The organism is Brevundimonas sp. BAL450 (assembly GCF_015767455.1).
Lineage (GTDB): Bacteria > Pseudomonadota > Alphaproteobacteria > Caulobacterales > Caulobacteraceae > Brevundimonas > Brevundimonas abyssalis.
Genome location: NZ_JADWOW010000059.1, coordinates 23167 through 50132, shown reverse-complemented (window position 1 = coordinate 50132; position 26966 = coordinate 23167). Strand labels below are relative to the sequence as shown.

27 protein-coding genes and 1 tRNA gene are annotated in these 26966 nt (G+C 67.2%); 7 read left to right on the top strand and 21 right to left on the bottom strand.

Going from position 1 to position 26966, the window contains the following annotated elements; translation table 11 throughout:
* Window positions 1-53: 53 nt before the first annotated feature.
* From IWC96_RS12560 to rpmH, 5 genes are read right to left on the bottom strand one after another with little or no spacing between them, the layout of a single operon-like run.
* Window positions 54-1040: an LLM class flavin-dependent oxidoreductase gene (locus IWC96_RS12560; RefSeq protein WP_045319122.1), complete on the bottom strand. Its 987-nt coding sequence runs from the start codon at window positions 1038-1040 to the stop codon at window positions 54-56.
* Between the two features lie 40 nt (window positions 1041-1080).
* A complete protein-coding gene (gene yihA, locus IWC96_RS12555; RefSeq protein ID WP_021697665.1) occupies window positions 1081-1722 on the bottom strand; it encodes a ribosome biogenesis GTP-binding protein YihA/YsxC in 642 nt (213 codons plus the stop codon).
* Window positions 1719-3515, bottom strand: a complete 1797-nt coding sequence (gene yidC, locus IWC96_RS12550; RefSeq protein ID WP_021697666.1) for a membrane protein insertase YidC — start codon at window positions 3513-3515, stop codon at window positions 1719-1721. The genes yihA and yidC overlap by 4 nt, the downstream gene beginning before the upstream one ends.
* Before the next feature lie 3 nt (window positions 3516-3518).
* Window positions 3519-3944 carry a ribonuclease P protein component gene (locus IWC96_RS12545; protein WP_021697667.1) on the bottom strand — a complete coding sequence of 142 codons (426 nt, stop codon included), beginning with the start codon at window positions 3942-3944 and terminating at the stop codon, window positions 3519-3521.
* A gap of 34 nt (window positions 3945-3978) precedes the next feature.
* A complete protein-coding gene (gene rpmH, locus IWC96_RS12540) occupies window positions 3979-4113 on the bottom strand; it encodes a 50S ribosomal protein L34 (protein ID WP_003164000.1) in 135 nt (44 codons plus the stop codon).
* 136 nt (window positions 4114-4249) lie between these two features.
* Between rpmH and IWC96_RS12535 the strand changes: the two genes are divergently transcribed.
* Both IWC96_RS12535 and IWC96_RS12530 read left to right on the top strand, forming a co-directional pair.
* Window positions 4250-4987: a TVP38/TMEM64 family protein gene (locus tag IWC96_RS12535; protein WP_021697668.1), complete on the top strand. Its 738-nt coding sequence runs from the start codon at window positions 4250-4252 to the stop codon at window positions 4985-4987.
* Complete coding sequence (locus tag IWC96_RS12530; RefSeq protein WP_045319111.1) at window positions 4984-6426, top strand: sensor histidine kinase; 1443 nt, start codon at window positions 4984-4986, stop codon at window positions 6424-6426. The genes IWC96_RS12535 and IWC96_RS12530 overlap by 4 nt, the downstream gene beginning before the upstream one ends.
* Before the next feature lie 121 nt (window positions 6427-6547).
* Here IWC96_RS12530 and IWC96_RS12525 read toward each other — a convergent pair whose 3' ends face one another.
* Complete coding sequence (locus tag IWC96_RS12525; protein WP_081703473.1) at window positions 6548-7483, bottom strand: formylglycine-generating enzyme family protein; 936 nt, start codon at window positions 7481-7483, stop codon at window positions 6548-6550.
* Window positions 7484-7689: 206 nt separating this feature from the next.
* Between IWC96_RS12525 and IWC96_RS12520 the strand changes: the two genes are divergently transcribed.
* A complete protein-coding gene (locus IWC96_RS12520) occupies window positions 7690-8124 on the top strand; it encodes a hypothetical protein (protein WP_045319113.1) in 435 nt (144 codons plus the stop codon).
* A gap of 376 nt (window positions 8125-8500) precedes the next feature.
* On the opposite strand, the gene IWC96_RS12515 is transcribed toward IWC96_RS12520, so the two are convergent.
* Window positions 8501-10252 carry a gamma-glutamyltransferase family protein gene (locus IWC96_RS12515; protein WP_045319123.1) on the bottom strand — a complete coding sequence of 584 codons (1752 nt, stop codon included), beginning with the start codon at window positions 10250-10252 and terminating at the stop codon, window positions 8501-8503.
* A gap of 133 nt (window positions 10253-10385) precedes the next feature.
* Here IWC96_RS12515 and IWC96_RS12510 point away from each other — a divergent pair.
* From IWC96_RS12510 to IWC96_RS12500, 3 genes are all read left to right on the top strand, one after another.
* A tRNA-Arg gene (locus tag IWC96_RS12510) sits at window positions 10386-10462 on the top strand.
* A gap of 17 nt (window positions 10463-10479) precedes the next feature.
* Entirely contained in the window at window positions 10480-10662 is a 183-nt protein-coding gene (locus tag IWC96_RS12505; protein WP_148291483.1) for a hypothetical protein, read from the top strand.
* Window positions 10663-10917: 255 nt separating this feature from the next.
* Window positions 10918-11280 carry a hypothetical protein gene (locus IWC96_RS12500; protein ID WP_021697673.1) on the top strand — a complete coding sequence of 121 codons (363 nt, stop codon included), beginning with the start codon at window positions 10918-10920 and terminating at the stop codon, window positions 11278-11280.
* A 16-nt stretch (window positions 11281-11296) separates the two neighbouring features.
* On the opposite strand, the gene IWC96_RS12495 is transcribed toward IWC96_RS12500, so the two are convergent.
* The 8 genes from IWC96_RS12495 to IWC96_RS12460 form a co-directional block, all read right to left on the bottom strand.
* Window positions 11297-12145, bottom strand: a complete 849-nt coding sequence (locus IWC96_RS12495; RefSeq protein WP_021697674.1) for a hypothetical protein — start codon at window positions 12143-12145, stop codon at window positions 11297-11299.
* Entirely contained in the window at window positions 12142-14763 is a 2622-nt protein-coding gene (locus IWC96_RS12490; protein ID WP_242397132.1) for a fimbria/pilus outer membrane usher protein, read from the bottom strand. The genes IWC96_RS12495 and IWC96_RS12490 overlap by 4 nt, the downstream gene beginning before the upstream one ends.
* 87 nt (window positions 14764-14850) lie before the next feature.
* The gene (locus IWC96_RS12485) at window positions 14851-15576 is read right to left on the bottom strand and encodes a fimbria/pilus periplasmic chaperone (RefSeq protein ID WP_021697676.1); all 726 of its coding nucleotides are present in this window, start codon (window positions 15574-15576) and stop codon (window positions 14851-14853) included.
* A gap of 96 nt (window positions 15577-15672) precedes the next feature.
* Entirely contained in the window at window positions 15673-16227 is a 555-nt protein-coding gene (locus IWC96_RS12480) for a hypothetical protein (RefSeq protein ID WP_021697677.1), read from the bottom strand.
* Window positions 16228-16938: 711 nt separating this feature from the next.
* Window positions 16939-17451 carry a helix-turn-helix transcriptional regulator gene (locus tag IWC96_RS12475; protein ID WP_045319116.1) on the bottom strand — a complete coding sequence of 171 codons (513 nt, stop codon included), beginning with the start codon at window positions 17449-17451 and terminating at the stop codon, window positions 16939-16941.
* Window positions 17452-17989: 538 nt separating this feature from the next.
* Complete coding sequence (locus IWC96_RS12470) at window positions 17990-18976, bottom strand: helix-turn-helix domain-containing protein (RefSeq protein WP_052516777.1); 987 nt, start codon at window positions 18974-18976, stop codon at window positions 17990-17992.
* Window positions 18977-19032: 56 nt separating this feature from the next.
* Entirely contained in the window at window positions 19033-19998 is a 966-nt protein-coding gene (locus IWC96_RS12465; protein ID WP_196839031.1) for an MFS transporter, read from the bottom strand.
* Window positions 19998-20267, bottom strand: coding sequence for a hypothetical protein (locus tag IWC96_RS12460; protein ID WP_021697682.1), 270 nt, complete (start codon window positions 20265-20267; stop codon window positions 19998-20000). The genes IWC96_RS12465 and IWC96_RS12460 overlap by 1 nt, the downstream gene beginning before the upstream one ends.
* Window positions 20268-20674: 407 nt before the next feature.
* Between IWC96_RS12460 and IWC96_RS16100 the strand changes: the two genes are divergently transcribed.
* Window positions 20675-20800: a hypothetical protein gene (locus IWC96_RS16100; RefSeq protein WP_021698717.1), complete on the top strand. Its 126-nt coding sequence runs from the start codon at window positions 20675-20677 to the stop codon at window positions 20798-20800.
* Between the two features lie 84 nt (window positions 20801-20884).
* Here IWC96_RS16100 and IWC96_RS12455 read toward each other — a convergent pair whose 3' ends face one another.
* The 6 genes from IWC96_RS12455 to IWC96_RS12430 form a co-directional block, all read right to left on the bottom strand.
* On the bottom strand, window positions 20885-22618 hold the full coding sequence (locus IWC96_RS12455) for a flotillin domain-containing protein (RefSeq protein ID WP_231379063.1): 1734 nt from the start codon (window positions 22616-22618) through the stop codon (window positions 20885-20887).
* Window positions 22619-22700: 82 nt separating this feature from the next.
* The gene (locus IWC96_RS12450; RefSeq protein ID WP_021698719.1) at window positions 22701-23336 is read right to left on the bottom strand and encodes a YqiJ family protein; all 636 of its coding nucleotides are present in this window, start codon (window positions 23334-23336) and stop codon (window positions 22701-22703) included.
* Between the two features lie 6 nt (window positions 23337-23342).
* The gene (locus IWC96_RS12445; RefSeq protein WP_196839030.1) at window positions 23343-24035 is read right to left on the bottom strand and encodes a PspA/IM30 family protein; all 693 of its coding nucleotides are present in this window, start codon (window positions 24033-24035) and stop codon (window positions 23343-23345) included.
* Window positions 24036-24052: 17 nt separating this feature from the next.
* The gene (locus IWC96_RS12440) at window positions 24053-24562 is read right to left on the bottom strand and encodes a hypothetical protein (RefSeq protein ID WP_045319455.1); all 510 of its coding nucleotides are present in this window, start codon (window positions 24560-24562) and stop codon (window positions 24053-24055) included.
* A gap of 50 nt (window positions 24563-24612) precedes the next feature.
* Window positions 24613-26241, bottom strand: a complete 1629-nt coding sequence (locus IWC96_RS12435; protein WP_370541141.1) for an ATP-binding protein — start codon at window positions 26239-26241, stop codon at window positions 24613-24615.
* The gene (locus IWC96_RS12430) at window positions 26238-26948 is read right to left on the bottom strand and encodes a response regulator transcription factor (protein WP_196839028.1); all 711 of its coding nucleotides are present in this window, start codon (window positions 26946-26948) and stop codon (window positions 26238-26240) included. The genes IWC96_RS12435 and IWC96_RS12430 overlap by 4 nt, the downstream gene beginning before the upstream one ends.
* Between the last annotated feature and the right edge of the window lie 18 nt (window positions 26949-26966).

Here is a 26966-nt window from a genome sequence, read left to right as displayed (position 1 = left end):
GCGGGGCTTCTACGTGTTCGAGGCGCCGCGACCGGAGGCCGGGCCGAAGCCAATCAGCGTCCGGCCGCCTCCGCCAGGATCCCATAGGACTTCACCCGCGCGGCGTGATCGAAGATCTGGCTTGTGACCATCAACTCGTCGGGTTTGTGACGATCGATGAAGGCGTCCAGCTGCGTCTTCACCGTCTCGGGCGAGCCCACCGCCGAACAGGACAGGGCCTGATCGATCATGGCGCGCGCGTCCGCGTCCAGCGCCTCCGCATAGCCCGGGCGCGGCGGCGGCAGCTTGCCCGCCTTGCCGGTGCGCAGATTGACGAAGGCCTGCTGCACCGAGGTGAACAGGTCCTTTGCCTCCTCGTCGGTGTCGGCGGCGAAGGCATTGTAGCCCAGCATCACATAGGGCTCGCCCAGACGCTTCGACGGCTGGAACGACGAGCGATAGATGGCCAGCGCCCGCTCCAGCTCGGCCGGGGCGAAATGGCTGGCGAAGGCGTAGGGCAGGCCCAGATGGGCCGCCAGCTGCGCCCCGTAGGTGGACGAGCCCAGCATCCAGACCTGAACCTCCTGCCCCTCGCCCGGCGTGGCGCGGATGCGCTGGCCCTCCTCGGCCGGTTCGAACCAGCTCATCAGCTCCATGACGTCGCGGGGGAAGTCGTCGACCCCGCCGTCCAGCGTCCGGCGCAGGGCCCGCGACGTGGCCTGATCCGTCCCCGGCGCGCGGCCCAGCCCCAGGTCGATGCGGCCCGGATGCAGCGCCGCCAGGGTGCCGAACTGCTCGGCGATCACATAGGGCGCGTGGTTGGGCAGCATGATGCCCCCGGCGCCGACGCGGATGGTGCTGGTCCCCGCCGCCACATGGCCGATCACCACCGCAGTGGCCGCGCTGGCGATGCCCGGCATGTTGTGGTGCTCGGCCAGCCAGTAGCGATGATAGCCCCGCCGCTCGGCGTGTCGGGCCAGATCAAGGGTGTTGGCGAGGGACTGGGAAACGTCGGACCCTTGGGGCACCGGCGACAGGTCGAGTACGGAAAGTCTGGGCATGACGCCCATATGGGGTGCGCGAGCCGCGCCCCAAGCCCCGCTAGAGCACCACCCCCGTCGTGCGCATGATCTCGGCGCGCAGTTCGGGGATGCCGTGGCCCTTCTCCGCCGAGGTCACGGCCACGAAGGGATAGGCGGCGGGGCGCTTGGAGACGGCCTTGAGGGTCTTTTCGCCCATGGCCTCGGCCTCGCCCTTCTTGAGCTTGTCGGCCTTGGTCAGGACGATCTGGTAGCTGACCGCGGCTTCGTCCAGGGCGTCCAGGGCCTCGTCGTCCACCTTCTTGAGCCCGTGGCGGCTGTCGATCAGCAGATAGACCCGCTTCAGGGTCACCCGGCCGCGCAGATAGTCCCGGCCCAGGTTCTGGAACCGCTTCACCTCGCCCCTGGACGCCTTCGCCCAGCCATAGCCGGGCAGGTCCACCAGACGCATCTTGCCGTCCAGATCGAAGAAGTTCACCTCCCGCGTCCGCCCCGGCTCATTGGAGGCGCGGGCCAGCTTGTGCATGCCCACCAGCCCGTTGATCAGGCTGGACTTGCCCACATTGGAGCGCCCGGCGAAGGCCACCTCGGGCAGGTCCGGCTCGGGCAGCTGCTCGATCTTGGCGCAGCCCATGATGAAGGTGGCCGGGCGGGCGAACAGCACCCGCGCCGCCTCGACCTCCTCATCGGTGAACTCGCTCACGAGGCCTTCTTCCTGATGTACCGGTCGATGAAGCTGTCGATCGGGTTCTCGGCCTTGAAGCGGTGCATGATCACGTACTGCTGCAGGATCGACAGGATGTTGTTCCACGCCCAGTAGATCAGCAGGCCGGCCGCGAACGGGGCCATGATGAAGGTGAACACGAACGGCATGAAGGCGAAGATCTTGCGCTGAACCGGGTCCGGCGGCGGCGGGTTCATGGACATCTGCAGCCACATGGTCAGGCCGTAGACGATCGCCAGCACGCTGAGGGACAGGGTGAACCCGCCCATGCCGGTGTTGGACACGCCGATCAGGCCGCCGATGAGCGGAACCGAGGCGGGATCCCACGGGATCAGGCCGAACAGGTTCCAGACGTTCGTGGGGTCGCGGGCGGAGAGATCCTGGATCCAGCCGAAGAAGGGCGCGTGCCGCATCTCGATGGTCACGAACAGCACCTTGTACAGGGCGTAGAACACCGGGATCTGCAACAGGATCGGCAGGCAGCCGGCCAGCGGATTGATCTTCTCGCGCTGATACAGCGCCATCATTTCCTGCTGCTGCTTCTGCGGGTCCGAGCCGTGCTTCTTCTTGATCTCCTCCATCTTGGGCGCGAGCATCTTCATCTTGGAGAGGCTCTCGTAGCTCTTGTTGGCCAGGGGGAAGAGCAGCAGCTTGATGACCACGGTCAGCAGCAGGATGGCGACGCCGAAATTGCCCACCAGGCCGTAGAAGAACTCCACCGTCAGGAAGATCGGCCGGGTCAGGAACCAGAACATGCCCCAGTCGATGGCCTGGTCGAAGCGCGGGATGCCCAGGCTGTTCTCGTAGCCGCGCAGGATCTCGGCCCGCTTGGCCCCGGCGAACAGGCGCTGGGTCTCGGTGATCTGGCGGCCCGGATTGATGACCCGCGCCGCGCCCAGGATATTGGCCTCGTGGATGTTGACCTCGCCGACCCGGCGCACGCGCAGCTCGGCGTCGATGGCCTCGGTCTGGTCGGGCAGCAGGGCCGCCAGCCAGTATTTGTCGGTGATGCCCAGCCAGCCGCCGGTGGACTCATAGGCGATGCGCGGCTCGTCCTCCCAGTCGCGGTACTTCTCCAGCCGCAGCCGGTCGCCCAGAACGCCGATGGCGCCCTCGTGCAGGATGAACTGGCGGCCCAGGTCGTCGGGCACCCCGTGCCGCTGCACCGAGCCGTAGGGCGCAAGCGTGATGGCCTGCGAACCCAGATTGGCCACCGTGTCGGTCAGGGTGAAGACGTACTGCTCGTCCACCTCGATGCGGCGGGTGAAGCGCAGGCCCTGGCCGTTGTCATAGGTCAGGGTGACCGGCGCGCCGGGCGCCAGGGTCGAGCCCTCGGTCAGGGTCCATTCGGTGTTGGGGCCGGGGACGCCGGGGATGTTCTGGCCCAGCCAGCCGAACTGGGCGAAATAGGCGTGTTCGGTGCCCTGCGGCCGAAACAGCTCAACCGGGTCCTCCCCGTCCAGGGTCTCGCGGTAGTTGGTCAGGAACAGGTCGTCGATGCGCGCGCCCTGCAGCGACAGCGAGCCCGCCATGGTCGGGGTGCTGATCGGCACGCGCGGGCCGGTGGCCAGGGCCGTGCGCCGGTCGGTGAACACCGCCGTCTCGGGCCGGAAGGCGGTGGCGGGGCCGTCGACCGTCGTCTCGACCGCGGCCTGCTGCTCGGCGCGCTGGCGCTCGGTCGAGGGCTGCAGCACGAACAGCTGATAAAGAAGCAGGATCGCCACGGTGCACACGATGAACAGGATCGTGTTGCGGGTGCTCTCATTCTGCATGGGTCAGCGGTCCTGGCCGGAAGGGTCACGGGTCGGCGTTGAAGGGACGTCGGAGATCGACGGAGCGGCCGCGGGCGTGGACGCCGGGCCGGAACTGGGCGCGAGCCTTATCAGCGCGCTTTTCACATCGTCAAGCAATCGGTCCCAAGCGCGGTCGGGCGTGCCCTGACGGGCCACCAGCACATAGTCGTATCCGGGATGGGCGTGGAGGGGCAAAAGCGCCCGGGCGGCCTCGCGCAGGCGGCGCTTGGCGCGGTTGCGGACCACCGCCCCGCCCACCTTCCGGGTGGCGGTGAAGCCGACCCCCACCGTGGCCTCGCCGTCGCCCCGGTCCAGGGCCTGGATCACCACGGCGCCGGAGGCCTTTGAAACGCCCTTCGCGGCCGCCAGGAACTGGGGCCGCGAAGTCAGGCGTTCGATTTTGAACATGGTTCCGTCCTGCGCCCGAAGGCGCATTGGGCGCTTACGCCGTCAGGCGCTTGCGGCCCTTGGCGCGGCGGCGCGCAACGATCTTCTGACCGTTCTTGGTGGCCATCCGCGAACGGAAGCCGTGACGGCGCTTGCGCACGAGTCGGGACGGCTGATAGGTCCGCTTCACGATAAGGCTCCGGCAATCAGGGTTGTGCGGCGAGCAAGGATGTCCGCTGCAGGAAGGGCGGGCGTATAAGTCGGGCCGGCCCGGGAGTCAACGGCGAACGGGCTTTCCGGGCGCTTACAGGAGAATAAGACAGCCCATGGGCGAAAGCACGGTCAGGCACTGGATCGTCCGGCTGGCGCCCCTCCTGGGCGTGGTCGCCCTCGCGGCCCTGATCCTGGGCATGGGCTGGAACCGGTATCTGTCGCTGGACACCCTAAAGGACCACGGCGAGGCGCTGCACGCCTTCGTGGCGGACCACTACCTGCTGACTCTGCTGGGCCTGACCCTGCTGTTCGCCCTTCTGACCGCCAGCGTCATTCCCGGCGTGGTCTTCGTCACCGTGGCCGCAGGCTATCTGTACGGCACCTGGGTGGGCGGCGTGGCCACCGCCCTGGGGGCCACCGTGGGCGCCCTGATCGTCTATGCGGCGGGCCGGTCGGCGCTGGGAGAGACCCTTCGTCAGAAGGCGGCGGCCCGGCCCGGCCTGATCCAGCGCATCTGCGAGGGGGTGGACCGCGACACCTTCCGCTATGTGCTGGTGTCGCGGCTGGTGGTGACGGTGCCGTTCCACCTGATCAACATAGCGGCCGGGGTCGTCTCGGCCCCGCTCCGGCCCTACACCCTGGCCACCTTCGTCGGCCTGCTGCCCGCCCATTTCATCTATTGCTGGATCGGAGACGGGCTGAACGACATTCTGTCGGTCAATGAGGATCCTGACCTTCGCGCCCTGTTCAACGAGTTCGCATGGCCCCTGATGGGAGTCGCCTTCCTGGCCCTGGTGCTGCCGCTGATCATGCGGCGGTTGAGCCCGCGCGCGCCGGACGCGGCGGCATGATGCGCGCCCCGGACCGCGGCATGATGCGCTCGCGCCTGCCCAGGCTGCGCGGTCCCGACGGCCTGTCGGCGCGGCTGCTGCTGCTGACCGGGGTGTTCACCCTGGCGGTGGTGGGGCTGATCCTGGCGCCCAGCGCGGCCTCGTTCCACGAGCGCTGGCTGCTGGACCGCATCCGCGCCGCCGAACTGGCCTCGGTGGGCGTCGAGGCCCTGCCCTATTCGCTGGTCGAGGACGACACCGCCCGCCAGCTGCTGCAGATCAGCGGCGTCCAGGCCGTGGCGGTGCAGGAGGAGGGCGTGCGTCGTCTGCTGCTGCAGGCCCCCGCCCTGCCCCGCACGCCCGAACTGATCGACCTGCGCCAGTCCGACCCCGGCGCCCGCCTGACGGACCCCTGGCGCACCCTGGCGGGCCATCCCGAGCGTTCGCTGCGGGTGATGGCCCGGCCCCGCTACCGCTCCGGCGACTTCATCGAGGTGGTGGCCCCGGCCGAGCCCCTGAAACAGGAGCTGCGCGCCTATCTGGTCAACAGCCTGCTGCTGTCGCTGGTGGTGGCCGGGGCGGCCGGGGGCCTGCTCTACGCCGCCCTGGCCTTCCTGGTGCTCAGCCCCATGCGGCGGGTGACCATTTCCATCGAGCGCTTCCGCGCCGACCCCGAGGCCGCCTCCGAGCCGCCGCAGGGCCGCCGCGACGAGATCGGCCGGGTTGAGGACGAACTGGCCCGCATGCAGGAGGAGGTGCGTCAGGCCCTGCGCTCCCGCGCCCGTCTGGCTGCGCTGGGCGAGGCGGTGGCGCGCATCAACCACGACCTCAGGAACATGCTGACCTCGGCCCAGATGGCCTCGGACCGCCTGGCCGGCAGCCCCGACCCCCAGGTGGCCAAGGCCCTGCCCCGGCTGGAGCGGGCGCTGGACCGGGCCGCCACCCTCGCCACCCACGTTCTGGACTATGGCAAGACCGCCGAGCCGGAGCCCGAGCGCCAGTCCCTGCCCCTCAAGACCGCCGTGGCCGCCGCCGCCGAGGACGCGGGGCTGGAGCCGCGCGGGGTGCGGCTGGTGCGCAGGATCCCCCCCGGCGCCCTGATCCAGGCCGACCCGGACCAGTTGCACCGCATCCTCGTCAATCTGATGCGCAACGCCCGCCACGCCATCCAGGGCGCGCGGGGCGAGGAGGCCAAGGGGAAGGTGACGGTGGAGGCCGTGATCGGACCCGACGGCGTCATCCTCACCATCGCCGACGACGGGCCGGGCATCGCCCCGCGCGTGGCCGAGCGGCTGTTCCAGCCCTTCGTGGCGGGCTCGGCGGGGGGCACGGGCCTGGGCCTCGCCATCGCCCGCGAACTGGCCGCCAACCACGGCGGCGAACTGACCCTGGCCTCCACCGGTCCGGAGGGCACGACCTTCCGGCTGGTGATCCCGAAGGGCCAGGGCGCGCACTCATAAATCGCCGACGCCACGGGTCCTCTTGCAGGCAGCGCGGAGACTGCGGTCGGGGCTGACAGGGAACCGCTTCCCGCTCTCGACTCCCGGTCAGCGGGCGGCGCCTGTCAGGACACCCGCCTCCCTAGTCGGGAAGCGTCCGCGCAACACGAAGGCCCGTCGAATTTGTCCTGCTGCTCGGCCAGTCATAGGAGCGCTGGGCGGAACGCAGGTAGTCCGGGCCACTGTCCCAGGCGCCGCCCCGGACGACGCGGTCGGGACAATCATCGCTCGTGCGGGCCGAGCCGTCGGTGGGCGCGTCTTCATAGCTGTCGGAATAACAATCCTCGACCAGCTCCCACACATTGCCGTGCATGTCATGAAGGCCGAAGGCGTTGGGGAGTTTGCGGCCGACAGGATGCGTGTTGCCGTAGGGGCGGAAGCGGTCGCGGCTATACCAGGCGTGGTCATCCAGCTGGCTGACATCATCGCCAAAGCTGTAATCGGTGTCCGAGCCGGCCCTTGCGGCGTATTCCCATTCCGCCTCGCTCAGCAGGCGGTAGCGGTCCGCACGGTCCGTGAGGCCCGTCTTGTGGTTCAGCCAGTCCACATAGGCCTGCGCATCAAGCCATGAGACGCACGTCACCGGATGACCGCCTGATTGCTCGAACCCGGGGGATAGCCAGTTCGTTCCGGGCATCGCGCGCACTTGACCGCTGAACCACCTCAGGCAGACCTCGTCCGGACTCCAGCCGGTCTCTTCCGCGAAGGCGCTGAACTCATCCACGCTCACTTCGTAGCGGCCGACGGCCAGGCGATGCCCGATCTCAACCATGCGCTGGGGGCCTTCATCACCAAATCCCCTGTGCTCCGACTCCGGCGAACCCATTGTGAAGCGCCCTGCGGGCAGAACCACCATCTCCGGACCCTGGCCAGGCCCGGAAATGAACGGATCACGGAACACGTCGCCTGTTCGGGTCTGCGCCTTGGCGGCCGTATCGGCCAGAGCGAGCGCGCCGAGCGCACACAGGAGTGCGGCCCACGGCTTCAGCCCTGCTGGTAATCGGATGGCGATCGCCATGGCGTTCAGTATCCCTAAACATTCCCCGTGATCAGGGGGATCGCCCCGGCTCGGCGGCCTGCTCCACCGATGGTATGCATTTCGACCGAAAACCAAAGTCGAAAATCGACGATCGGCGGACTTGTCAGATGCCGTCAGCCCGTCGCAACTTCACCAGACTTGGGGGAGTCGCTAGACATCCTTCAGATTAAGGTTCGGGGCGTGGGATGCGACAACGGGGATTGATGGGGCTCATTGCCCTGGTGCTCGCGGGCATGGCCGGTATGGCGCAGGCCCAGTCCCAGAGCGCCTACGTTCGCGGCGCGCTGGACCGGCTGGACGCCGTGGCGGATGGCGTGTCTTACAGCTCCAACCTGAGCTTTGACCTCAGTCGCGTTACGGCGGGTCAGCATTTCCGGCGGTCCACTGTACCCGCTACGGGCTCCGCCGTGCGGGTGACTGCGGCCTGCGACACCGATTGCAGTCGCCTGCAGCTCCGCGTGGTCGATTTCCAGAACCGCCAGGTCGCCTATGAACAGCCCCACACGGGGGCCAGCACGCTGCTCTTCTATCCGCAGGCGGGTCAGACCTACTGGATCTATGCGCAGCCGTTGGATTGCAGCGAGGCCTACTGCTACGTCGTCGTCGGGGTCTGGCAATAATCATGAGGACGTGAGCTGGCTCTGCGCCTCCGAAATCCCGCATTTCCGGACGCCAGTTCCCCACGCCGCAAGGGTTTGCGCCTGCCGCACCCGGTATTTCGCCCCCCGCCTTTCCCCATCCCCTAGACTGGCCCAGCAGACCCCGCGCGCGGACGCGGACTGCTTTCCGCCGTCACGATCAGGGAGGGGATTTCAGACAATTCAGACAATTCGCACCCTGTTTTCTTGGCCCCGGAGTCCGAAATCCGGGCGACGGCGTTGCACTCCCGTTGCACTGTTTTTTCGGGTCCGCCGTCTCACCCGGCGCGCGATTTCAGACAATTCGGACAATTCAGACCCTGTTTTTCAGGGTCCGGAGTCCGAAATCAGAGTCGGCCTAGCGGGTCAGCACCACGCCCTCGCGGCGCGGGTCGGCGCCGGCGTCCCAGCGGCCGTCGCGCCACAGCACCCCGTGCAGGCCCGAGTTCTCCGAGGCGTTGGGGCGCAGGTCGATGCCCGCCGCCGCCAGCTCGGCCTGCAGCTCGGGGGTGAACATCTCGGTGTCCGCGCCGAAGCCGTCGCCCCGCGCCACCAGATTGGGCAGGTCGATGGCGTCCTGCATGGACAGGTCCCAGGCCAGGGTCCCGATCAGGGCCTTGGCCACATAGGCCAGGATGGAGGTGCCGCCGGGCGACCCCACCGCGCCTACGAAGCGGCCCTCGCGGTCCAGGATGATCACCGGGCTCATGGACGAGCGCGGACGCTTGCCCGGGGCCACCGCATTGGCCGCCGGAACACCCGCCGCGTCGACGGGCGAGAAGGAGAAGTCGGTCAGTTGATTGTTGAGGAAGAAGCCCGCCGCCATGCGGCCCGAGCCGAAGATGCTCTCCACCGTGGTGGTCATGCTGACCGCATTGCCCTGGGCGTCCACCACCACGAAGTGGGAGGTGCCGGCGGGCTCGGCGGTGGCGTCGGCGGCCCGGGGCTGGAAGCCCGGCGGCAGGCCCGGCTCGGCCGCCCCGCCCAGCGTCGGCGCCAGGGCTGCGCGCCCGGCCACATAGGCCGGGTCCAGCAGGCCCGCGACGGGCACCGCCACGAAGTCCGCGTCGCCCACATAGCGGTCGCGGTCGGCGTACATCAGGCGCTGCAGCTGGGCGAAGGCGGTCCAGGCGTCCGCCTCGGCCGGGCCGCCGTCCACGGCCGGGACATGCTCGGCCATGGCCAGCAGTTGCAGCACCGCCAGCCCGCTGGACGGCGGCGGCGGCACGCAGAGCACATACAGGCGCCATTCCCGACAGACCGCCTCGCGCGCCACCGGGCGGTAGGCGGCCAGATCCTCGAGGCTCAGGGCGCCGGGCCGCTCGCCCGCCTGCACGGCGGCGATGATCTCCCGGGCGATGTCGCCGCGATACAGGGCGTCCGGCCCGTCCTCGGCGAGGGCGCGCACCGTGGCGGCGTAGGCGGGGTTGCGCAGGGTGTCCCCCGCCTCCAGCCGCTCGCCGTCGGCGCCGCTGAAATAGGCCCGCGCCCAGTCGGTGGAGGCCTGGGGCGCCCGGGAGGCGATCATGCCCGCCAGCCGGGGGCTGACGATGAAGCCGTCCTCGGCCAGCCGCGCCGCGTCGCCGAACAGCCCGGACCACGCCAGCCGCCCGTGCCGCTCGTGGGCCATGGCCAGCATGGCCACCGCGCCCGGCGCCCCGGTGGAGCGCCCGCTCAGCACCGCCTCGCGGAAGCCCAGCGGCTCGCCGTCCTCAAAGAACAATTCGGGCGTCGCGGCCGAGGGCGCCGTCTCGCGCCCGTCGAAGGCCGTCACCGCCCCGCTGGCGGCGTCGTAGTGCATCAGGAAGGCCCCGCCCCCCAGACCCGAGCTCTGGGGCTCCACGAGGCCCAGAACGGCCTGGATGGCCACCGCCGCGTCCACCGCCGAGCCGCCTCGCCGCAGCACCGCCATGCCCGCCTCCGCCGCCAGCGGATTGGCCGCGCTGACGATGGGTCCGCGCGCGCCTTGCGATGGGACCTGCGCCGCGACCGGCGCGGGCTCGGCCGAAAGACGCATCGGCCCGGCGCAGGCCGTCAGGATCAGGGCCGTGGACAGGACCGGCGTCAGGATGCGCGCCGCGCGGCGACGAAGAGAAGCAGACAGGGTCATATCCATCCCCTAAGGCGGAACGTCCCGGCTGAAAACCGCGCGCGCGGTTTCCTGCCGATTCCGCGCAAATGCGGCTTGCATCGTCGCCCCGACGCGGCTAGGTGTCCGGCCCTTCGCGGTTCCACCGCCATGCGCGCCCGTAGCTCAGCTGGATAGAGCACCAGACTACGAATCTGGGGGTCAGGAGTTCGAATCTCTTCGGGCGCGCCATTCTTTGACGTCAGACAGTGGAACCCGGCAATCCTGGCCTTGCGGAGGCCGTATTCCTCTCCGGACAGATCGGCTCTGATCGTGCCGAAGCAGGGCGCATCGCCCTGATTGACGACCGCGACGTCGAACTGGTTCCGGATCGCATCCTGGGCAAAGTGATCGCAACGGATCGTCCAGGTGTCCTGGGACGGCTGCAATGACAGGCTGCACACCTGACCGGCGCCGGCTGACGCCACACAAACAGGATGCCGGCGGCGGGCGGTCCCGTCCGTGGTTAGTAAAACGGCAGGGATGACCCTGGGCATCAGCTTGAGGGGTCGAGACGCCCCAACCAAGGGGAATGTGGACGGCCGCTTCCCGAGCCCGCCAAGTCTTTTGAGGTATTGTTCACCAATCTCTCGCGCATTTTCTTAAAGCTGGCGCCCTAGATTGCCCATAACGAATGGAGCACTCTCATGCGCGCAGTTCTTGCGGCCGTCATACTGGCCATCGCCGTTCCGCACACCGCGGAGGCAAGCATCCGGATCCGTCTTCAGGCGACCGTCGCGGCAAGCTGCGGGGTCGCCGACATCTCGGTGGAGGAGGGCCGGATCACGGTGCTCACCATCTGCAACGCCGAGCACTTCCAGCTCAACATCCAGACCGTGGACGGGCCGGTGACGATCCTGGCGGCGAACTCGCCCGACGCCTCTGTCAACCTGATCGGTGGCGCCCTGGGCGTCACCAGCCGCGCGCCCGGCGCCCAGCGCTTCGTGGTCGACACCGACACGAGCGGTCTGACCGCCGATAACGTCGTGGCCGAGGCTGTGGCCGCCTGAGGCGGCCGCCACCCCCTCAGTAGGGGATGAAAGACAGCGTCAGCGTGTCCCGGTACCGCCCAGCATAGACATTGGTCGCCGGCGCCACCCGCACTTCCAGCGTCTGCGCCTGCACCGACAGGCGCGAGAAGGGCAGGTCCACGGACGCGGCGCCGGTCGCCGTGTCCAGTTCTGAGCCGGCCAGGAAGGCGCGGTACGGGATCGACCCAAGCGCGGGCCCGTCCTCATGAACCAGCATCCCGCCGTTGTCGGACGTCGCCGTGACCGCCATATCGGCGTTGGTCCGGTAGAAGAATGTGGCCGTGGTTCGCGACCCACGGGACAGATCGCCCAGGTCGATGTTCTCGACACCGTTGCGCGAACTGGCCTCGAAGCGCATCACGGGCATCACGCGGGAAGCCAGGGTAAGCGGCTGGGTCGTGTCGCCGGCTGTGACATCAATCTGGGCCTGATAGACGCCGGAGCGTCGGAACTGGCCGGATCGGACGTCGCCGAGCGGAACCACGACCGCACGACCCGCGACCAGGTCGTTTCTGGCGCTTTCGCTGAGAACCAGACTACGGCCGGAACGAACGGCCACGCTGGATGCTGCGACGTCGGTCCCGAGCTGGCTTGAGCCATTGGTCAAACGGATCGGCAAGGACTCGGCAGGGGCCGGAGCGATGACCACCGGCACGGCCACGCAGGCCGCGTCCAGGACCCCGGCGGCGGAACTCAGGCGAAGGGACATGCGCTCGTCCACCGCGGCCCCGGGATTATACTCGTGACCCGTTTCCTGGCTGACCGTCAGCGCATAGCCCGAGCAGCCAGGGGCCGGAGCGACCGCAGCCGATGCCAGAATAATCGTCGCGGCCATCGCAATCATTGCAATCTCTCCAAGGCAATCGAACCGGCGTCACGGTAGGCATCATGGCTGTCATCGACCTCGAACGTGAAGCCGGCGTTAACCGCAGGGAATACGACGCTGTAACGACCCGGGCTCAGGTTCGGCAGCGCCACACGTCCGGATCTGTTGGTGAAGACAGGCCGGTCCACGCCCGTGTCGTCACGCAGGTAGCCGTAGAGGAGCGAAATCGGCTCCCCCTCGAAGATCAGGGTGGCGATCACGGTGCGGTAGGCGTCGCTGCCCACTGTCAGACCGATCCCCGTCCGCGCACCCGGCACGACAAGATAACGCCCGGAGCCGATGTCATAGCCGACGGGACCGCCAGAGATCCCGACGCGCAGTTCCTCGGGGCGATACGGGTTACGAGCAGGAGCGACCGCCGGGCCGAACAGCCCCGACCGGCCCAGGGTGGTGGATCCGGCGCTGCTCTCGATGGTGACCTGAGCCCCCCTCAGGGAGGGATGGGGACGGAAGAGATAGAATCCGCGGCCCGGGTCCCGGGAGACGCCGAACATCCCGTCGACAAAGGCGATGCCCGACTGCAGCCGCGCCCGCACAGCCTGACCGCCGCCGTTCACCTGGCTGGTGACGCCGACGTCGGCTTCAAACCGCGTCGTGGTGTAGCCGAGTTCGCCGTCGATCTGGGTCTCGCCTGCGCGCTGGATGGCGCCCAGGCGATAGTTGAAGTCGGGAACCTCGAACCCGCGGTTGCGGACGTACTCAGCGCGGGCGGTCTCGCTGATGCTGTCGTAGGAGGTGGAGGCCCGGCCCCTTTCGCCGAACGGGAGGCTCAACGAAATGAAGGCGCCGGTCTCCTGGCGGCCATCGGCGAACTCTCCGTGCCGTCCGATGACCGAGGCGACCACGCGACCGAATTGTTGGCTCAGGCCAATGTTCAGGAACCTGTCCGCGCCGTCACGGCCGTGACGGGTTGCGTAGGCCCCCCCGACGGATATGGAGGTCCGACGGCTGATGTCGAACCGGTAGTCGGCCGCGACCAGCCACTCCTGGTCGATCGTCGAGAAGCGGTCGGCAAGGGTGGCGAAGTCGGTAGAGGTGTAGTCCAGGCTGACGGTCAGGGTGTCGTTCCGGTCCTCCCCAAGGAAGGGGCCGCCACGGAAGTTGACGCTGCTCGCGACGCCGCTGCCGGCGACGGCTGACTCACTCACCGCGAATTCGAAAAGAGCCACGCCCGCCCCGAAGCCAAGGGCCGAGGAAGCGCCGACATTCACGACCTCTTCAGACAGGGCCGCATGGGCGCCTACCGTGAGGTTGTCGCTGATGCCCCGGCTGTAGAAGGCGGTGGCGGCCCATTCGTCGCCGTAGTCGAAGCCGGAGCTCTGGTCATCGCGCAGGGCGCCGAGGGAGAATGAAAATTCACTGAGGCCCGCCGCCAGCAGCGTCAGGTCGCTCGAGAGGGAGAAGGCGTCCAACTCGCGGCGGCCGAGAGCGTCCTCCACCACGATGGTGACATTGTTGCTGACGTTGGCCAGGGGGATGTCGCCGAGATCGACGGGACCGCCCTGCGACTGGAAACGGCTGAGCAGCACGCCGTTCGCATAGACCTCGACGATGGCCGGGCGCTCGAGGAAGAACGAACGGCGCCCGGTCGGACGGATATTGCGCGTCGGATCCAGCTCTTCATAGCTGCGCTCGTACGAAAAGCCGAGCACACCGGTCGCGCCTCCCAGACGGGGCAGAAACGGACTCAGATCGCCAGCGGAATAGCGTATCGCCCGCTGGGGGTCGTCCTTGAACAGGATGATCGCGTCACGACGGAAGCTGTCGTCTTCGGCGCCGAAGTTGAAGGAGCCCCCGAAGTCGACGTTGATCCCGGTGATGCCGCCGAAATTGCCAAACCCGGAGAAAGCGAACTGGCCCAGGGCGCCGCGGTCGTCCTCCAGATTGTCGTTGAGAAGCAAGGCCCCCGTCACACCTGCCGAAATCCGGCCCGGATAGACCCGCTCCACACCGTCATATCCGCCCGGCGGGAGAAGAGAGACGCCGAGTGCGGGTCGGGCGGTCGGGGGGACGTTGACCTGGATGCTGAGGGTCTGGGCATCGAGCCGGGCGCTCACGCCGGCCTGGCCCAGTTGCTCCACGGGCACGAGGTCTGAACCCAGCGAACGAAGGGCGACGTGGGTGCTCTCGTCAATTGTGGCCCCCAGCGCCTCCGACAACGCCGCGGGGGAGATCGCGACCAGCTGCGACACCGTTGTCCGCACCGCCACGCTAGGGTAGCGGCGGCCGTCGACGACCACCGGCAACTGTGTTTCCAGAACGGCCTGATTATCGGGGATCGACGGCGCCTGGACGCCGGCCGATCCGACGGAGGACGGCTGCGCCCCGGCATCGGCCGACGGCGACCCCTGGGCGCTCGTCGGCGCGGTCGGCGCGGACTGCGGAACCTGTTCGTCGGCGGCGCCTGACAGGCCGGGAATGTTCAGCGTATGGCCCGCCAGGATCAGGTCCGGTCGCCGGATGTCATTGAGCTCGACCAGGGTTTTGACGCTGACCCTGTAGACCCGGGCGATCTGGCTGAGCGTCTCTCCCGGCGCGATGCGGTGCGTGGGGCCCGCAGTCGTGGGCGTGGCCACGAACAGCAATACGATTCCAATGGCGGTGGACCCGGTGAGTCCCCGCCGCCTTCCTGGCCCCCGCTTGTGCATTGGACTGTGCCTCTTCTACCGGGCCGGACCGATGTCGACGGCGACGGTTCCCGCCGGCAAGCCGGGGACCTGAAGGGAGAAATGGCGCGTGGAATTGGGCGGCAGGATGGGGTTCTCGATCTGGGCTGCAAGCACTTCAGGATCGAGCACGCGCTGTTCGCCGCCCGCCGAGAGAGTCACTGATCTCTGTGCGAGAAAGCCGTAGTCGGAACCAGTGTTCACGATGGAGAAACGGATGTCGTCGCCGTTGCGCTCTACGGCGCTGACGGCGATGTCCGCCCGGGCATTGGCTGCCTGGACATAAACCGCGACGCCGAAGTCATAGACCGTAATCACGCCGCTGAAGCCCTCGGGCATCACGGGCACTTCCTTGACCTGAAGAACGTAGGCGGCGCTCTGCGCCAGCGCCGGGTCCCCGATGTACTGGAAGCGAATGGCCTGGCTTTGCTGCGGCGCGACGAGGGCCTGCGGCGGAAACACGGCGAACTGTTCCTCGGCCGGCGAGAAGGTCTGGGAGCCGTCGGCGGCGACTTCGCGGCGAAGCACGCGCACCTCGAACGGGAGGGGGTCAGTGCGGCTGTTGGCGACCGTCACAACCGCGGAGGACTGGCCGGCGTGCGGGGCCAGGAACACGCGCATCGGCGTGACTTCGTGGGCCGAGGCGGTGGTGGCCAGACACAGGCTGGCGACGACCGCCGCCGCGCCGAGAGGCTGAATGGAGGATTGACGCAGGATGGACATTACTGGGCCTCTGTGGCGACGGGATATCGGGCGCCGCCGAATGGAAAGTCCGGCGGGCGAGTGCTCGCCCGCCGGACCTGCCTTGTTCGTTTCGTCTTAGTTGGCGACGACCGCGATCGTCAGAACGTCGGTGTAGTCACCGGCGAAGACGTTGGTGGTCGTGAAGGCGGCGTTGGCCGGCGACGGGATCCGCACGCCGTCGGCGCGCAGGGTCACGGTGCCGCCCTGGCCGGCCATCAGGGCCGTGGAGCCCGGACGCACGGTCACGATCGGAGCCGACAGGCCCTGCTCGGAGAAGTTCAGGCCAGAGCCACCGCCGTGCTGGATCGAATACTCGACCTGGTTGGCGCTGCCGCCCGAGGTGCCGGTGCGGAACAGGTAGCCGCCGTTGGCCGAGCTGATGGTGCGGGTCATGCCGGCGGCCGAGTTGCAGATGTAGGTGGCGTTGAAGCCGCCCAGGGCGACCTGCGCCGTGGCATCGGTGTTGGCCAGTTGGCCGAAGTCGAGGTTCAGAACGCCGCCGGTGGCGCCCGAGTTGTAGGCGCCGCAAACCGAGGCGACGTTACCGGTCAGGTTGACGGTCAGGTTCTGGGCGGCGGCCGGGGCGGCGATCATGGCGAGGGCCGAGGCGGCGAGAAGAATGCGCTTCATGGTAGTCTCCAAAGGTTTGGCCAGGTGGCCGTTCGAGTCCGGCGGGCGCCGGGTGTTCTGGGGCCGAAAGACCCCGGGAAAGAGCGGTTCCGCGCTGACGGAGCCGAAGGATGGGCCTTTGGCGCAAAGCGCCTCGGACCCCCTCCGGAGCGGGCATGCCGGGTCTGATCGCGCCGGGGTTTAATCCGGCGGGCTTGACGACCCGATCTGCCTTTGGAAGCGGTCTGTGGACCGCGCCTCCCCGGAAGCCGGAAACTTAACGCTTCCTTAACTTCAACTTAGTCGTGCCCCGGAAGGCGGGCGTCCCCACATTTGGGTAGCGCCGTTATATTCAACTGCCGGGCGACGCCGTGTGGTTAAAACACCATGAATCTGGGGATTTTTAACCATCTTTTCATTGAATCATAAGGAAATTTTTTATTTTGCTCGGACCTTTTCCGAACCATCGAGCCGGGCCGGAATTACCTGAGCGCCGACAGCCGCTCCCCGAATCAGGTCATGAGGCCAGGCTCTCAGGACGTCGGAGAGACCCCTACGGACGTCTGAACGAGCGTCTCCCGACCAGCTGAAGGATCAGCGCTCCAGACGAGGGCCGGGAATGACGAGCGGCGGAGCGACGCTCCGGTTGGCGAGATGGCCGTTCCGCACCCCGCCAATTGGTGAAGTCGCTCCGTCAGGGGCGACGAAGTCGAGCTGGGGAGCGCGCGCCGGTCAGCCGATCCGGTACGACGCGATCATCGCGAACAGCTCTTCCCGGCTGCTGATCCCCAGCTTGTGGTAGACGCGCCGGATGTGGGTTCTCACCGTCTCGATAGACAGGTTCAGCGCCTCGGCCACCGCAAAGGGCGTCTGACCTCCGATCAACCTCTTCACGATCGCAGCTTCGGATCGCGTGATGTCGAAGTGTGGGGCGAAGTCGGCCCATACATATCTCTCGGCCAGATCTGAGGGCTGGAAAGTCAGCGCGATCGGAAGCCCTCCGGGGTCGCCGAGAGCCGGCGGCAGCCACTCAACGTGAATGATGCCTATGCTTCCGCAGGCACGCCGGTAGGACCATCCCGCCGTCCCAAGGCCGCCCGTCGCGAGAAATGTGCGCAGGCTCGCGGTGCGCCCCTTGTCCGAGAAAGCGAAATGCCCGCCTGCAATCTGGATTTCACTGTCGGCTTTGGAAAGCGCTTCGCCCGCCAGATTCAGGTCGAGAAGCTTCAAATCAGGCGTGACCATGAACAAAGCATGAGAACGAGACACGCTCCATTTCAGAAGCGGCCGATCATATTCATCCTGCCAATTGCGCAAAATTGGCTCAGCAGAACCGTTTTGCGCCAAACTACTGCTTTCGCCGGGGGGCGACCAATATGCCACTGAGATTGAACTTTGATTTATAGTTAATTCAATCTATCTATACGGGCCTCTTCACAAATCCCCACTTTTGGGTATGGTGCGGCGATTCTCACGCCTTCCGCGAACCGGGCTCGAGAACAACCATAAAAGGTGGCGTCAAGCGGCTGCCAATGGCCGGAGTGGCTGTGAAGAGCGGCAGCACCCGGGATCAACCCGATGCCGTTCCGCGCGACGGGTATGCTTCGCTGAGCCAACTCAACCATGAAATACGCCACAAAGGTCTTCGGCGAGGCCGGGACCGGAACTGATGAAACACAATCAAGGTCTGGGCGCACGGGATACGGGCGACGGCAAACATTGATGGCGCCGGGTATCAGAGTTTGGCCGAAGGCGACGTCCCATATTTGGAACGCCTCGGTTTCTAGGTGACTTCGCTGAGCCAGGTCCGCCAACGGAGGCGGCTATCCTCCGGCTCTCCCGCCTCTACCGCCGCGACAGCCTGGCGATACCCGGACGCGCTCTGCCCGAACTCCTCCAGGAAGAGCCGCTCCATCTGGCGTTCGTCGTCGAAGCCGTAGTGGCGGGCCAGCACCTCCGGCAGGGCCGCGTCGCGACGATCCAGGGCCGAGCGGAGGGCGGCCAGTCGCCGCTTCCGGATCTGTCTGGCCACGCCGCCATGCTGCTCAAACAGGCGATACAGGGCGGACCGTGAAATGCCTGTGTCTGCTGCAACGCTGTCCACGGAAAGATGCGGGTCGGCGAGACTGGCGTCGATGTGCTGCTCCACCAACTCGCGGCGGGAGAAGGTCTGACGGCGGCTCTGGGCAGTCGAACGCCGGGGTGACGTTTGAATCGAACCGAGAATCTCGATCAGGGCCCGGCCAAGACCGGGCATTGCGCCTGGCTCCAGGGCGTCCGCCCGACGCACCAAAGAAACCAGATAGTCAGCCAGCATCAGATTTTGCGGTGAGGTCAGCAATCGCCCGTGCAGCCCATTGGTCGAGCCCAGCGCGGCCTCCATGACTGAACGGGCGACGCTGACCGTGATCATGCGCGCCTCATGCGCCTCGGTGCGTGTGGCTCGACGGGTGTCGGCGATGAAGGCATCCCCGGCCTCGGCCACTGCAAAGCCGCTGGCCGCACCACCCGTCACGCGGCCTTCCAGCACCAGGCTGATCACGAAGTGTGTGAAGCCATCCTTCGCAACCCGCTCCGCGCGCGAATGGATGACGCCCGAAAGCGTGCGGTCGTAGATGATGAGGCCATGCAGTCTCCACGCTCGCACCTGAGCGCGAAATTCGCCGCTGCCCCGGCTGACGTCCGCGCCGTGCCCATACAGTTCGGCATAGCGACGAAAACCCTCGGCCTCTGGCAAGCCGAGGCTGGAGAAACTGAAATTTTCAGACATATGGGCGCTAACTGGCACCGTTCGTCGACGCCTTGCAACTATCCGCGTCACAAAATTCAGTGAGAATTCTGACTCTTCGTCGCGAGCCGCCGCCATCCCTCCGCTCCGGCCAAACTCAACACAATGGCCAATGCGCCCGCTATGGCGATGGTCAGGAACAGCGCGCGCGCCAGGCCTTCAGCATGCGGGAAGAACGTATCGCTGATCAGGCCGGTCAACACGGGGCCCAGCCCCGTCCCGGCCACGGCGCAGACGGCCAGGTACACGCTGACCACGGATCCATGCATGTCGGGCCTTGTAATGGGCGCGAGGCCCCCGAGTGCGGTGAGGGCGGCGGCGCCGCCCCCCGCAGTCAACAGGAAAAGGCCGGGCAGGACCAGGACGGCCTGATCGCCCGATGCCATGAGCGCCGCCCCGCAAACGGCGAGCGCCGCTCCCAAGGTCATCACCGGCGCGATTCTCCGTCTCCCGGCGACGTTGCGATCCAGCCACCGACCGGCGGTGAGGTGCCCTGCGGGTGCGGCGATGAGAATCACCAGGCCAGCGACCCAGGCGCTGGTCGCGGGCGCAAAGTGAAGGCTGCGGTTCAAGACCGACGGGGCCCAGCCGGCCCCCGCCTGAATCAGCAGGATGACGGCCACCCCGGCCCCCATATGCAGGGCCAAGGCACGCGTGCTCGCGATATGACGAACCGCCGCCCGCAGGCCACGCCGTGAGGGCGTGGGGGCGCCGGTCGCCCTGATCCGACGCCATAGCCACCACGCCAGGATCAGGTTCGGCAATGTCATGAGAATGATCGCTACACGCCAGGGATCGACGCTGCCAAACCAGCCGCTCCAGGACAGCACGGCAAGCAGTCCGCCGCCTATGATCATGGCACCGCTCCGGCCCGTCGCCGAGCCGGCTGTGAACAGCGCGGTGGATCGTCCCAGCCGGTCCTGCGGCGATGACGCAGCAAGAATAATCAGGGCCGTCGGACCAAAGGCTGCCTGAGCGAAGCCCAGCATGAGACGCGAGGCCATCAGCGTTTCAATGTCAGCGGCAAGCGCAAAAAAAGGCAGGCCACGGTCCAGCCCAGCATGCAGATGGCGGCCAACGGCGCCAACGGCAACCGGTTGCGGCTCGTACCGACAATCAGAAGCACCGCCGCGTAGGCCACCACGAACGCCGGCCCCTGCAGGAGACCGATCTCGGTGTCCGATAAGGAGAACTCCGCCCGCAAGGCTGGCGCAAAGACAGCCGGTATGGCGCGATCCACGTAAGCGGTGAAATGGCAGATCGCGATCAGCAAGGCGCCGCCAAAACCAAGCTGTGCGTCAGAATCCTTGCCGACACTCGTCAAAGCACTGTCTTCCAGACATGGTTTCGAGCAGGCCGCCTACATCGCCGGCATGCGGGAACAATCGCAGATCGAACTTCTCGACAGCCCTTGGACGACGGCGTCGGGGTCCTCCCCGACTTGGGTGTCCAGCACCCGAGGACTGAGCAGAGCGCCTCATCTTCCCCTGACCAGCGTCCTAAGGCGGGAACTCCTACAAGCTGATGTCGTCAACGTCCACTTCGTGCCAATTTCGTTGAGAATGGCCCGCCCTGGGAATTCGCCTACGCGACCAACTACCTGATCGACCTGGACCGCGCGATCTTTGTCGACGTCGGGCCGTCCACGGCCCCGCGGCAGGCCTGCCCCTTCAAATCCCGATGCGCAAGGTCACCCGTTCTGTCGACGAAGGCGGCCGGGACTTCGCCCGCGACATCGCCAGGACCGATGCCTGCGTCGTCTCCCGGCGCGAGCGGAAAAAAGTCGAGATGCTTTTGCCGTGGTGACAGGAGACGGCAAAGTTTCACGCCGGGGGCCGCTCCGGGCCATGCCTGGAGATGCGCCGCGCCGGAGCCCGCGTGAGGGCCGTCCTATGATTTCGCCGCAGGCTTTGCTTTGGCCGACGGCGTCGGCTCAGGCTGCGGGGCCTCAGTCTTGGGGGCTGTGCGCAGGGCGCCGGTCAAGCCGTCCAGGTCGGAGCCGGACAGTCCCACTTCCGCCATCAGTTGATCGACGAGGGGCGCCTGGGCCCGGTAGCGCAGCGCGCTGCTCACCACCTGGTCGGACAGGCTGCCGCCGTCCTGGCCGCCGGCGGACGCTCCGGCGCCGCCGCCGCCGTTCAGGCCCTCGACCTGAACGATCTTGATCGAGTCGATATTCTCCATCGGCTTGACGGATTCGGCGATGATGCGGTCCAGGTTCTCGATGAGCTTGATGCGGATCTGCATCGCGATCTGTTCGGGAGAGAGGAGGTTGGCGGCGGCGTTCAGAGCATTCTGACCTGCGGCGTCGACCTCGTAGCGAAGACGGGCGGCTTCGGCGGCGGCGCGGACTGCCTCTGCCTCTGCCTCTGCCTTGATTCGCGTCTGGTCCGCGGCCCCGCGCGCTTGCTCGCGCACAGCCTCGGCCCGATCCGCCGCAGCTGACTTTTCGGCCTCGGCGGCGACGCGGATGCCGATCGCCTCGCGCTCGGCTTCCTTGGCCGCTTCGATCAGCTCAATGATCTTCTGCCGGTCCGCGGCCTCACGATCGCGAACCGTCTTCACCTGCTCTTCGGCCTGAACAGCGAGCGCCAGTGCCTTGTCAGCCTCCGCCTTGGCCTCGGACTGGGCCCTGGATTTTTCGGCGACGGCGATATCCCGATCCTGTTCGGACAACTCGATCGATTTCGCTTTCTCGATGTTCTGCGTCTCGATCGAACGCGCCTTGGTGATCTCGCGCTCTGCGACCTCCTGCTCCATGGCGATCCGCTGCTGGGCGATCAGCCGGTCAGCTTCAATCCGCGCCTGGTCGATCTGTTGCTGGGCGGTGATCTTCGCGCCTTCGGCCTCGCGGTTCCGTTCGGCTTCCTGGCGAGCGACGTCGGCGGCCTGTTCGGCCCGACGGTTGGCGACTTCGCGCTCCTGCTCGAGTTGGGCGTATTCCTCATCGCGGCTGATCTCGAGGGTGCGGCGCTGCGCCTCCAGGTTCTTGGTGCGGATCTGGACCTGGGTGTCCTGTTCGATGTCGTTGCGCAGCTTCTTGCGCAGTTCGATTTCCTCGGTCAGCCGGGTCAGGCCTTCAGCATCGAAGGCGTTGGACGGATTGAAATGCTCCATCGCCGTCTGGTCGAGACCGGTCAGGGACACGGTCTCCAACTCGAGACCATTCTTGAGAAGGTCCTCGGATGACACCTGCTGCACCTTCTGGACGAAGTGCGTGCGCTGCTCGTGCAGCTCGGTCATCGTCAGCTCGGCCGCGACCGACCGGAGCGCATCGACGAACTTGCCTTCGACCAGCTCCTTCAACTCCCCCGGATTCATGGTGCGCAGCCCCAGAGTCTGGGCGGCGGACGCGATGGCTTCGGCGCTCGGCTGCACCCGGACATAGAACTCCGCCAGCACATCCACGCGCATGCGGTCCTTGGTGATCAGGGCCTGTTCATTGGACCGCTGAACCGCCAGCCGCAGCGTGTTCATGTTGACTTCGATGGTCTCGTGGAGAACGGGCAGAACCAGCGCCCCGCCGTTCATCACGACCTTTTCGCCTCCAAAGCCGGTGCGGACGAAGGCGGTTTCCTTGGCGGCGCGCTTGTACAGCCGCGCAAAAACCAGACCCAGGATCAACAGGGCCGCAAGGCCAAGACCGGCGATGATGGAAATCTCGATGAGCGAGTTCATTTCGGGGAATTCTCCGGACTGCGGTCGATCAACTGGCAGAGTCGAGCAAGGACGCGCTTGTGGTGCGTATGGCGTAATATCGAGCCCCGACGTGCCGAACGAGCAGCACGTTGGAGCCTTGAGCGAAGGCGTCGGTCGGGGTGTCTGGCTCGACCATGACGTAGTGGGCCTGGCCGTGTTCATCGCGAACCCGGGCCTGGGCGGCGCTTTCGTGACGCGCCTCGCCCGTGACGATGGTCGCCACACGGCCGATCAGGCTGTCGCGTGACACGGCCTGGGTCTCATCGCGCGGCATGATCCGGGACACAACCCGACCGAAGACACGCGTCACGGGCAGGGCTATGATCAACGCTGCGGGCGCGGCCATGAACCACGGCGCCGGCTGGCCGAGGAAGGCTGCGAACAGTCTCTGACCGATCAACCCGGTCATGCCGAAGGCGAACAGGAAAACAACGATCAGCATCAACAGCGGCAACCGACCGACGTTGATCCAGGACAGCAGGGAGGGAGTTTCGACATTGACGTCGCCATCCAGGCCGTCGATCCCTTCGCCGACCGCCAGCCCCGCACCCAGCCCTAAAGCCTCGACGACTCCGATCAGGAGCATCAGAACCAGGGCCGCTACAAACGGCACGTTGCCGGCGGCGAGGATGAACTCCCACATAGACAATCAGTCCTTGTCAGCAGCCCGCGCCCTGATGGCGGCCAGGCGCTCGTCGACGCGATTGCGGCGAGCCAGGCCATCAAGCTCGGCCAGCTTGGCGCCCTTTTCGCGCTCGACACCGCCCAGAGCCGGAGCGCCCTCTTTCGCCATCAGCCGGTCGAAGGCGCCGGTTGCACTCTCCACGCGGCGGGTGACGCTGGGCCCCTCGCCGGAGCCCACGCCGCTGTTCGCCGCACCCGCCTCATCGGCCCCGCGCTGACGCGCCAGCAACATCGACTGAAACGCTTCCTCCATCTCGCGGCGCTTGGCCAGCAGCGCGGCGACGTAGCCCTCCAGCTCGATTTCCCGCTTGCCGGCCTCGGCCACGGTCGCTTCCAGCACGGGGACCTGAGCTTCGACGTCCAGCTGATGTTCGATTGCGGCGCGCGCCAGGTCTTCGCGGCCTTCGCGCAGCGCCAGTTCGATCTGGCCGGCCAGTTCTTCGTGTCGGCTGCTCTGTTCGGTCAACCGCTTGTTGGCCAGATGCTTGCTCGCGATGGTGCGGCCCAATTCCGCCCGCACGTCGTCAACCGCCTTGTCGATCTCGCGCAGTGTCTGCTGCACCACAGCGTCGGGCATCGCGCCCTCGATGGCGTCGATGAGCGCGTGTGCGCTTCCCGAGACGATGCGGCCAACGCGCGCGCCCAATGTGTCCGCCATGATCCTGAACCCTTCCGTTAGCGCGCGGCCGCAGCCGCAGAAACAAGCCGCATCAAATCATCAAGCACCGCCAAGCGGCGGGAGACGACATGTGCGTCGTAGCCTGGCGCGGTCGGCGTGACCGCCCACCGCAATAACTGTTCCGTCATTCTCGCCGCACAGTCCACCAGTCGCGCCTCAAAACGCTGGAGGTCGGCGGCGGTGGTCTCGGCTCCTGGTCTTGGAGCAATCAGTGCGAGGGCGAGAAACTCCTCAGCCGTGGTCATCAGACTCACCGCGACTTCGGAGTGGGTGTCGAGATCCTGCTCTACGGCTCGAAGGGCGCGGATTGCCGATGAGAAATGATCATGGCTGAGGGAGAGAGCCGTCGAAAAGGATTGTATCGGCTCGGCGTTCTGGCGCGCCTGCCGAATTAGCCCGCGGATCTTGTCGCTCGCGGTAACGGCGCCGTCGATCTCGAGGACGGCGAGAAACCCGTTGTCCTCTTCTGACAAGCGGACGCTCAAAGGTGCCGACAGGGAAGCCATGCTCGTTACGTAATACAGCGTAGTGCATTTGTAAACTGATGCCTTGAAATTCAGTTCTGTTGCGCGGGCGCCGGCCGGTCAGGTGGGGCGCTTGATGCGGGGAGATCCAGAGCGAATGTCGCGCCGCCTTGAGATCCGACCAGGGTCAGGTCTGCTCCATTGGTCCGCAGAAGCGCGTGGGCGATCGCCAGACCCAGCCCCGTGCCGCCTTCGCTCCGCCGCGTGGTGAAGAAGGGCTCGAAGATGCGCTGGATGTCACCCGGCGCGACGCCGGGACCGTTGTCGGACACGGTGAGGCGCACCCGCTGACCGTCAACCCGTCCCGTGATCGTGACCCTTGTGGCGCCCAGCTGGCGGCTGTTCTCCATCAGAACAGACAAGGCCATCTCGAGGCTCGCGGCCGGCACTGCGACCAGAGGCAGGCCTTCGGGAAGGTCGACGTCGATCTGCACCGGGCCTCCCCATGCATCCGCGATCCTGACCGCCACGCTGCGCAGGTCGACGGCCGCCCCTGCCTCCGGCCGCGCCATGTCAGCGCGCGCCAGGTCCAGCAGGCGGGCGACCAGCTCCGACAGTCGGCGACTGTCAGCGGCGATGTTATCGAGGAAGCGGCGGCGCTGGTCCGGCCGCATGTCGTCGGCGTGATCCTGAAGAAGTTCGACCGCGCCCTGAATGCCGGCCAGCGGCGTCTTGAACTCGTGGCTGACCGCAGCGGCGAAATCGCGAAGATAGCGGGAGCGGCGCTCCACCGCCTCGGCCATGCGGCCGAAGTCCTCGTAGAGTTCCTGGATCTCCACCGCCGCCGTCGCGGGCGGGGGCGGGACGAAGCCGTCTCCATGGGTGACGTCGCGCGCCGCCCGGCGCAGGACTTCGATCGGACGGGCGATCCCGCGAGAGACCAGCACCGCCAGCACGCTGAGCAGCCCGAGGACGCCGATCACGCCAAACAGGATCTTGCCGCGGTCCTGATAGATGCCCTTGAACAGGGCGCGCGGGGAACGCGATGCGAGGATGACGCCCTCGATCTGACCGTTCACCACCACGGGCCGGGCATGATGAATGCGCAGGCCGGAAGCCCGGCTCAGCCACTCCATCGAGTAGCGCGGCGTATAGCCGGCATTGCGGCGCAGGACGGTCTCGGCGCGCCCGCCGAAGGCGGACTGGACCTCGGGCAGGTCGCGCCAGCTTCCATCCTCGCCCAGACCGCGAACCACCACCCCCTGGCGGTCCAGAAGCACGATGGAGGCCAGGGTCGTCTGACTGGTTCGGTCCATCATCGGCCCGAGAGTCTCGGCCACGGCGACCATGTCAGGGTCCGCGTTCCGCGTTGTGGCGCGCGCTGGCGGGCGGGGCGGCAGCACAGGGTCAGAGCGAAGGTCGATCATCGCCGGTTCGGGCTGGAAATATCCCGGCGCCCGCCGCGCAGCCGGGTCCACGGCGGGGATCGGCGTCCCGGGCCACATCACCTCCGCCGCCGCGGCCAGCGCCGCCGTCTGTGCGATCAGTTCCGCCTCGGTCTGGCGGACCAGGGTGTTCTCATAGACCCGCAGGAATATGGCGCTGGCGCCCGGCAGGATCGCCGCGAACAGCAGCACGGACAGCAGGATGGTGCGAAGCCGGAGAGCCGGCCAGTGGGCCCGAACGACAGCTCGCAGGCGCTGGAGCGCGGCTCGCGTCACGCCTCGCCGCCGAGACATGGCCCCATCTGGTAGCCGACCCCGGCGCGGGTCTCGATCACATCAGAGCCGCCGACGGTTGCGAATTTAGCCCGAAGATTGCGGACGTGACTGTCTATGGTCCGGTCGGTCAGTGCAAAGCCCGGCCCGTGAATACGGTCGATGATCGCGTCCCGCGTGAAGACCTTTTGCGGGGCAGCAGCCAGCGCCTTGATGATGCTGAACTCGGTCAGGGTCAGGGAAACCTCGTCTTCACCCCAACGGGCGCGCCAGCCGTCCGTATCCAGCGAAAGCCGGCCGACCTGCGCCGCGCCCGGCGGCGGGGGCGGCGGCGACAGGTTCACCCGCCGCAGGATGGCGGCGACCCGGGCCACCACCTCCCGCGGACTGAAGGGCTTCACCACATAGTCATCGGCGCCCAGTTCGATGCCCAGGATACGGTCGATCTCGTCGTCCCGCGACGACAGGAACAGCACCGGCAGGGCGCCATGGGCCCGAATGCGGCGGCACACCTCGATGCCGTCCATGCGCGGCATGTTGATATCCAGAATGACCAGGTCGGGGGCCTGTTCGGCGATGGCGGCCAAAGCGGCTTCCCCGTCTCCCGCCTCACGGGTCGCCAGCCCGGCCTTGCCCAGGGCGAAGGTCAGGAGGTCGCGGATATGCGGGTCATCATCGACCACCAGAACCGAGCGCTGCATGATCGCCATGTTCAGTCTCCAGCCGTG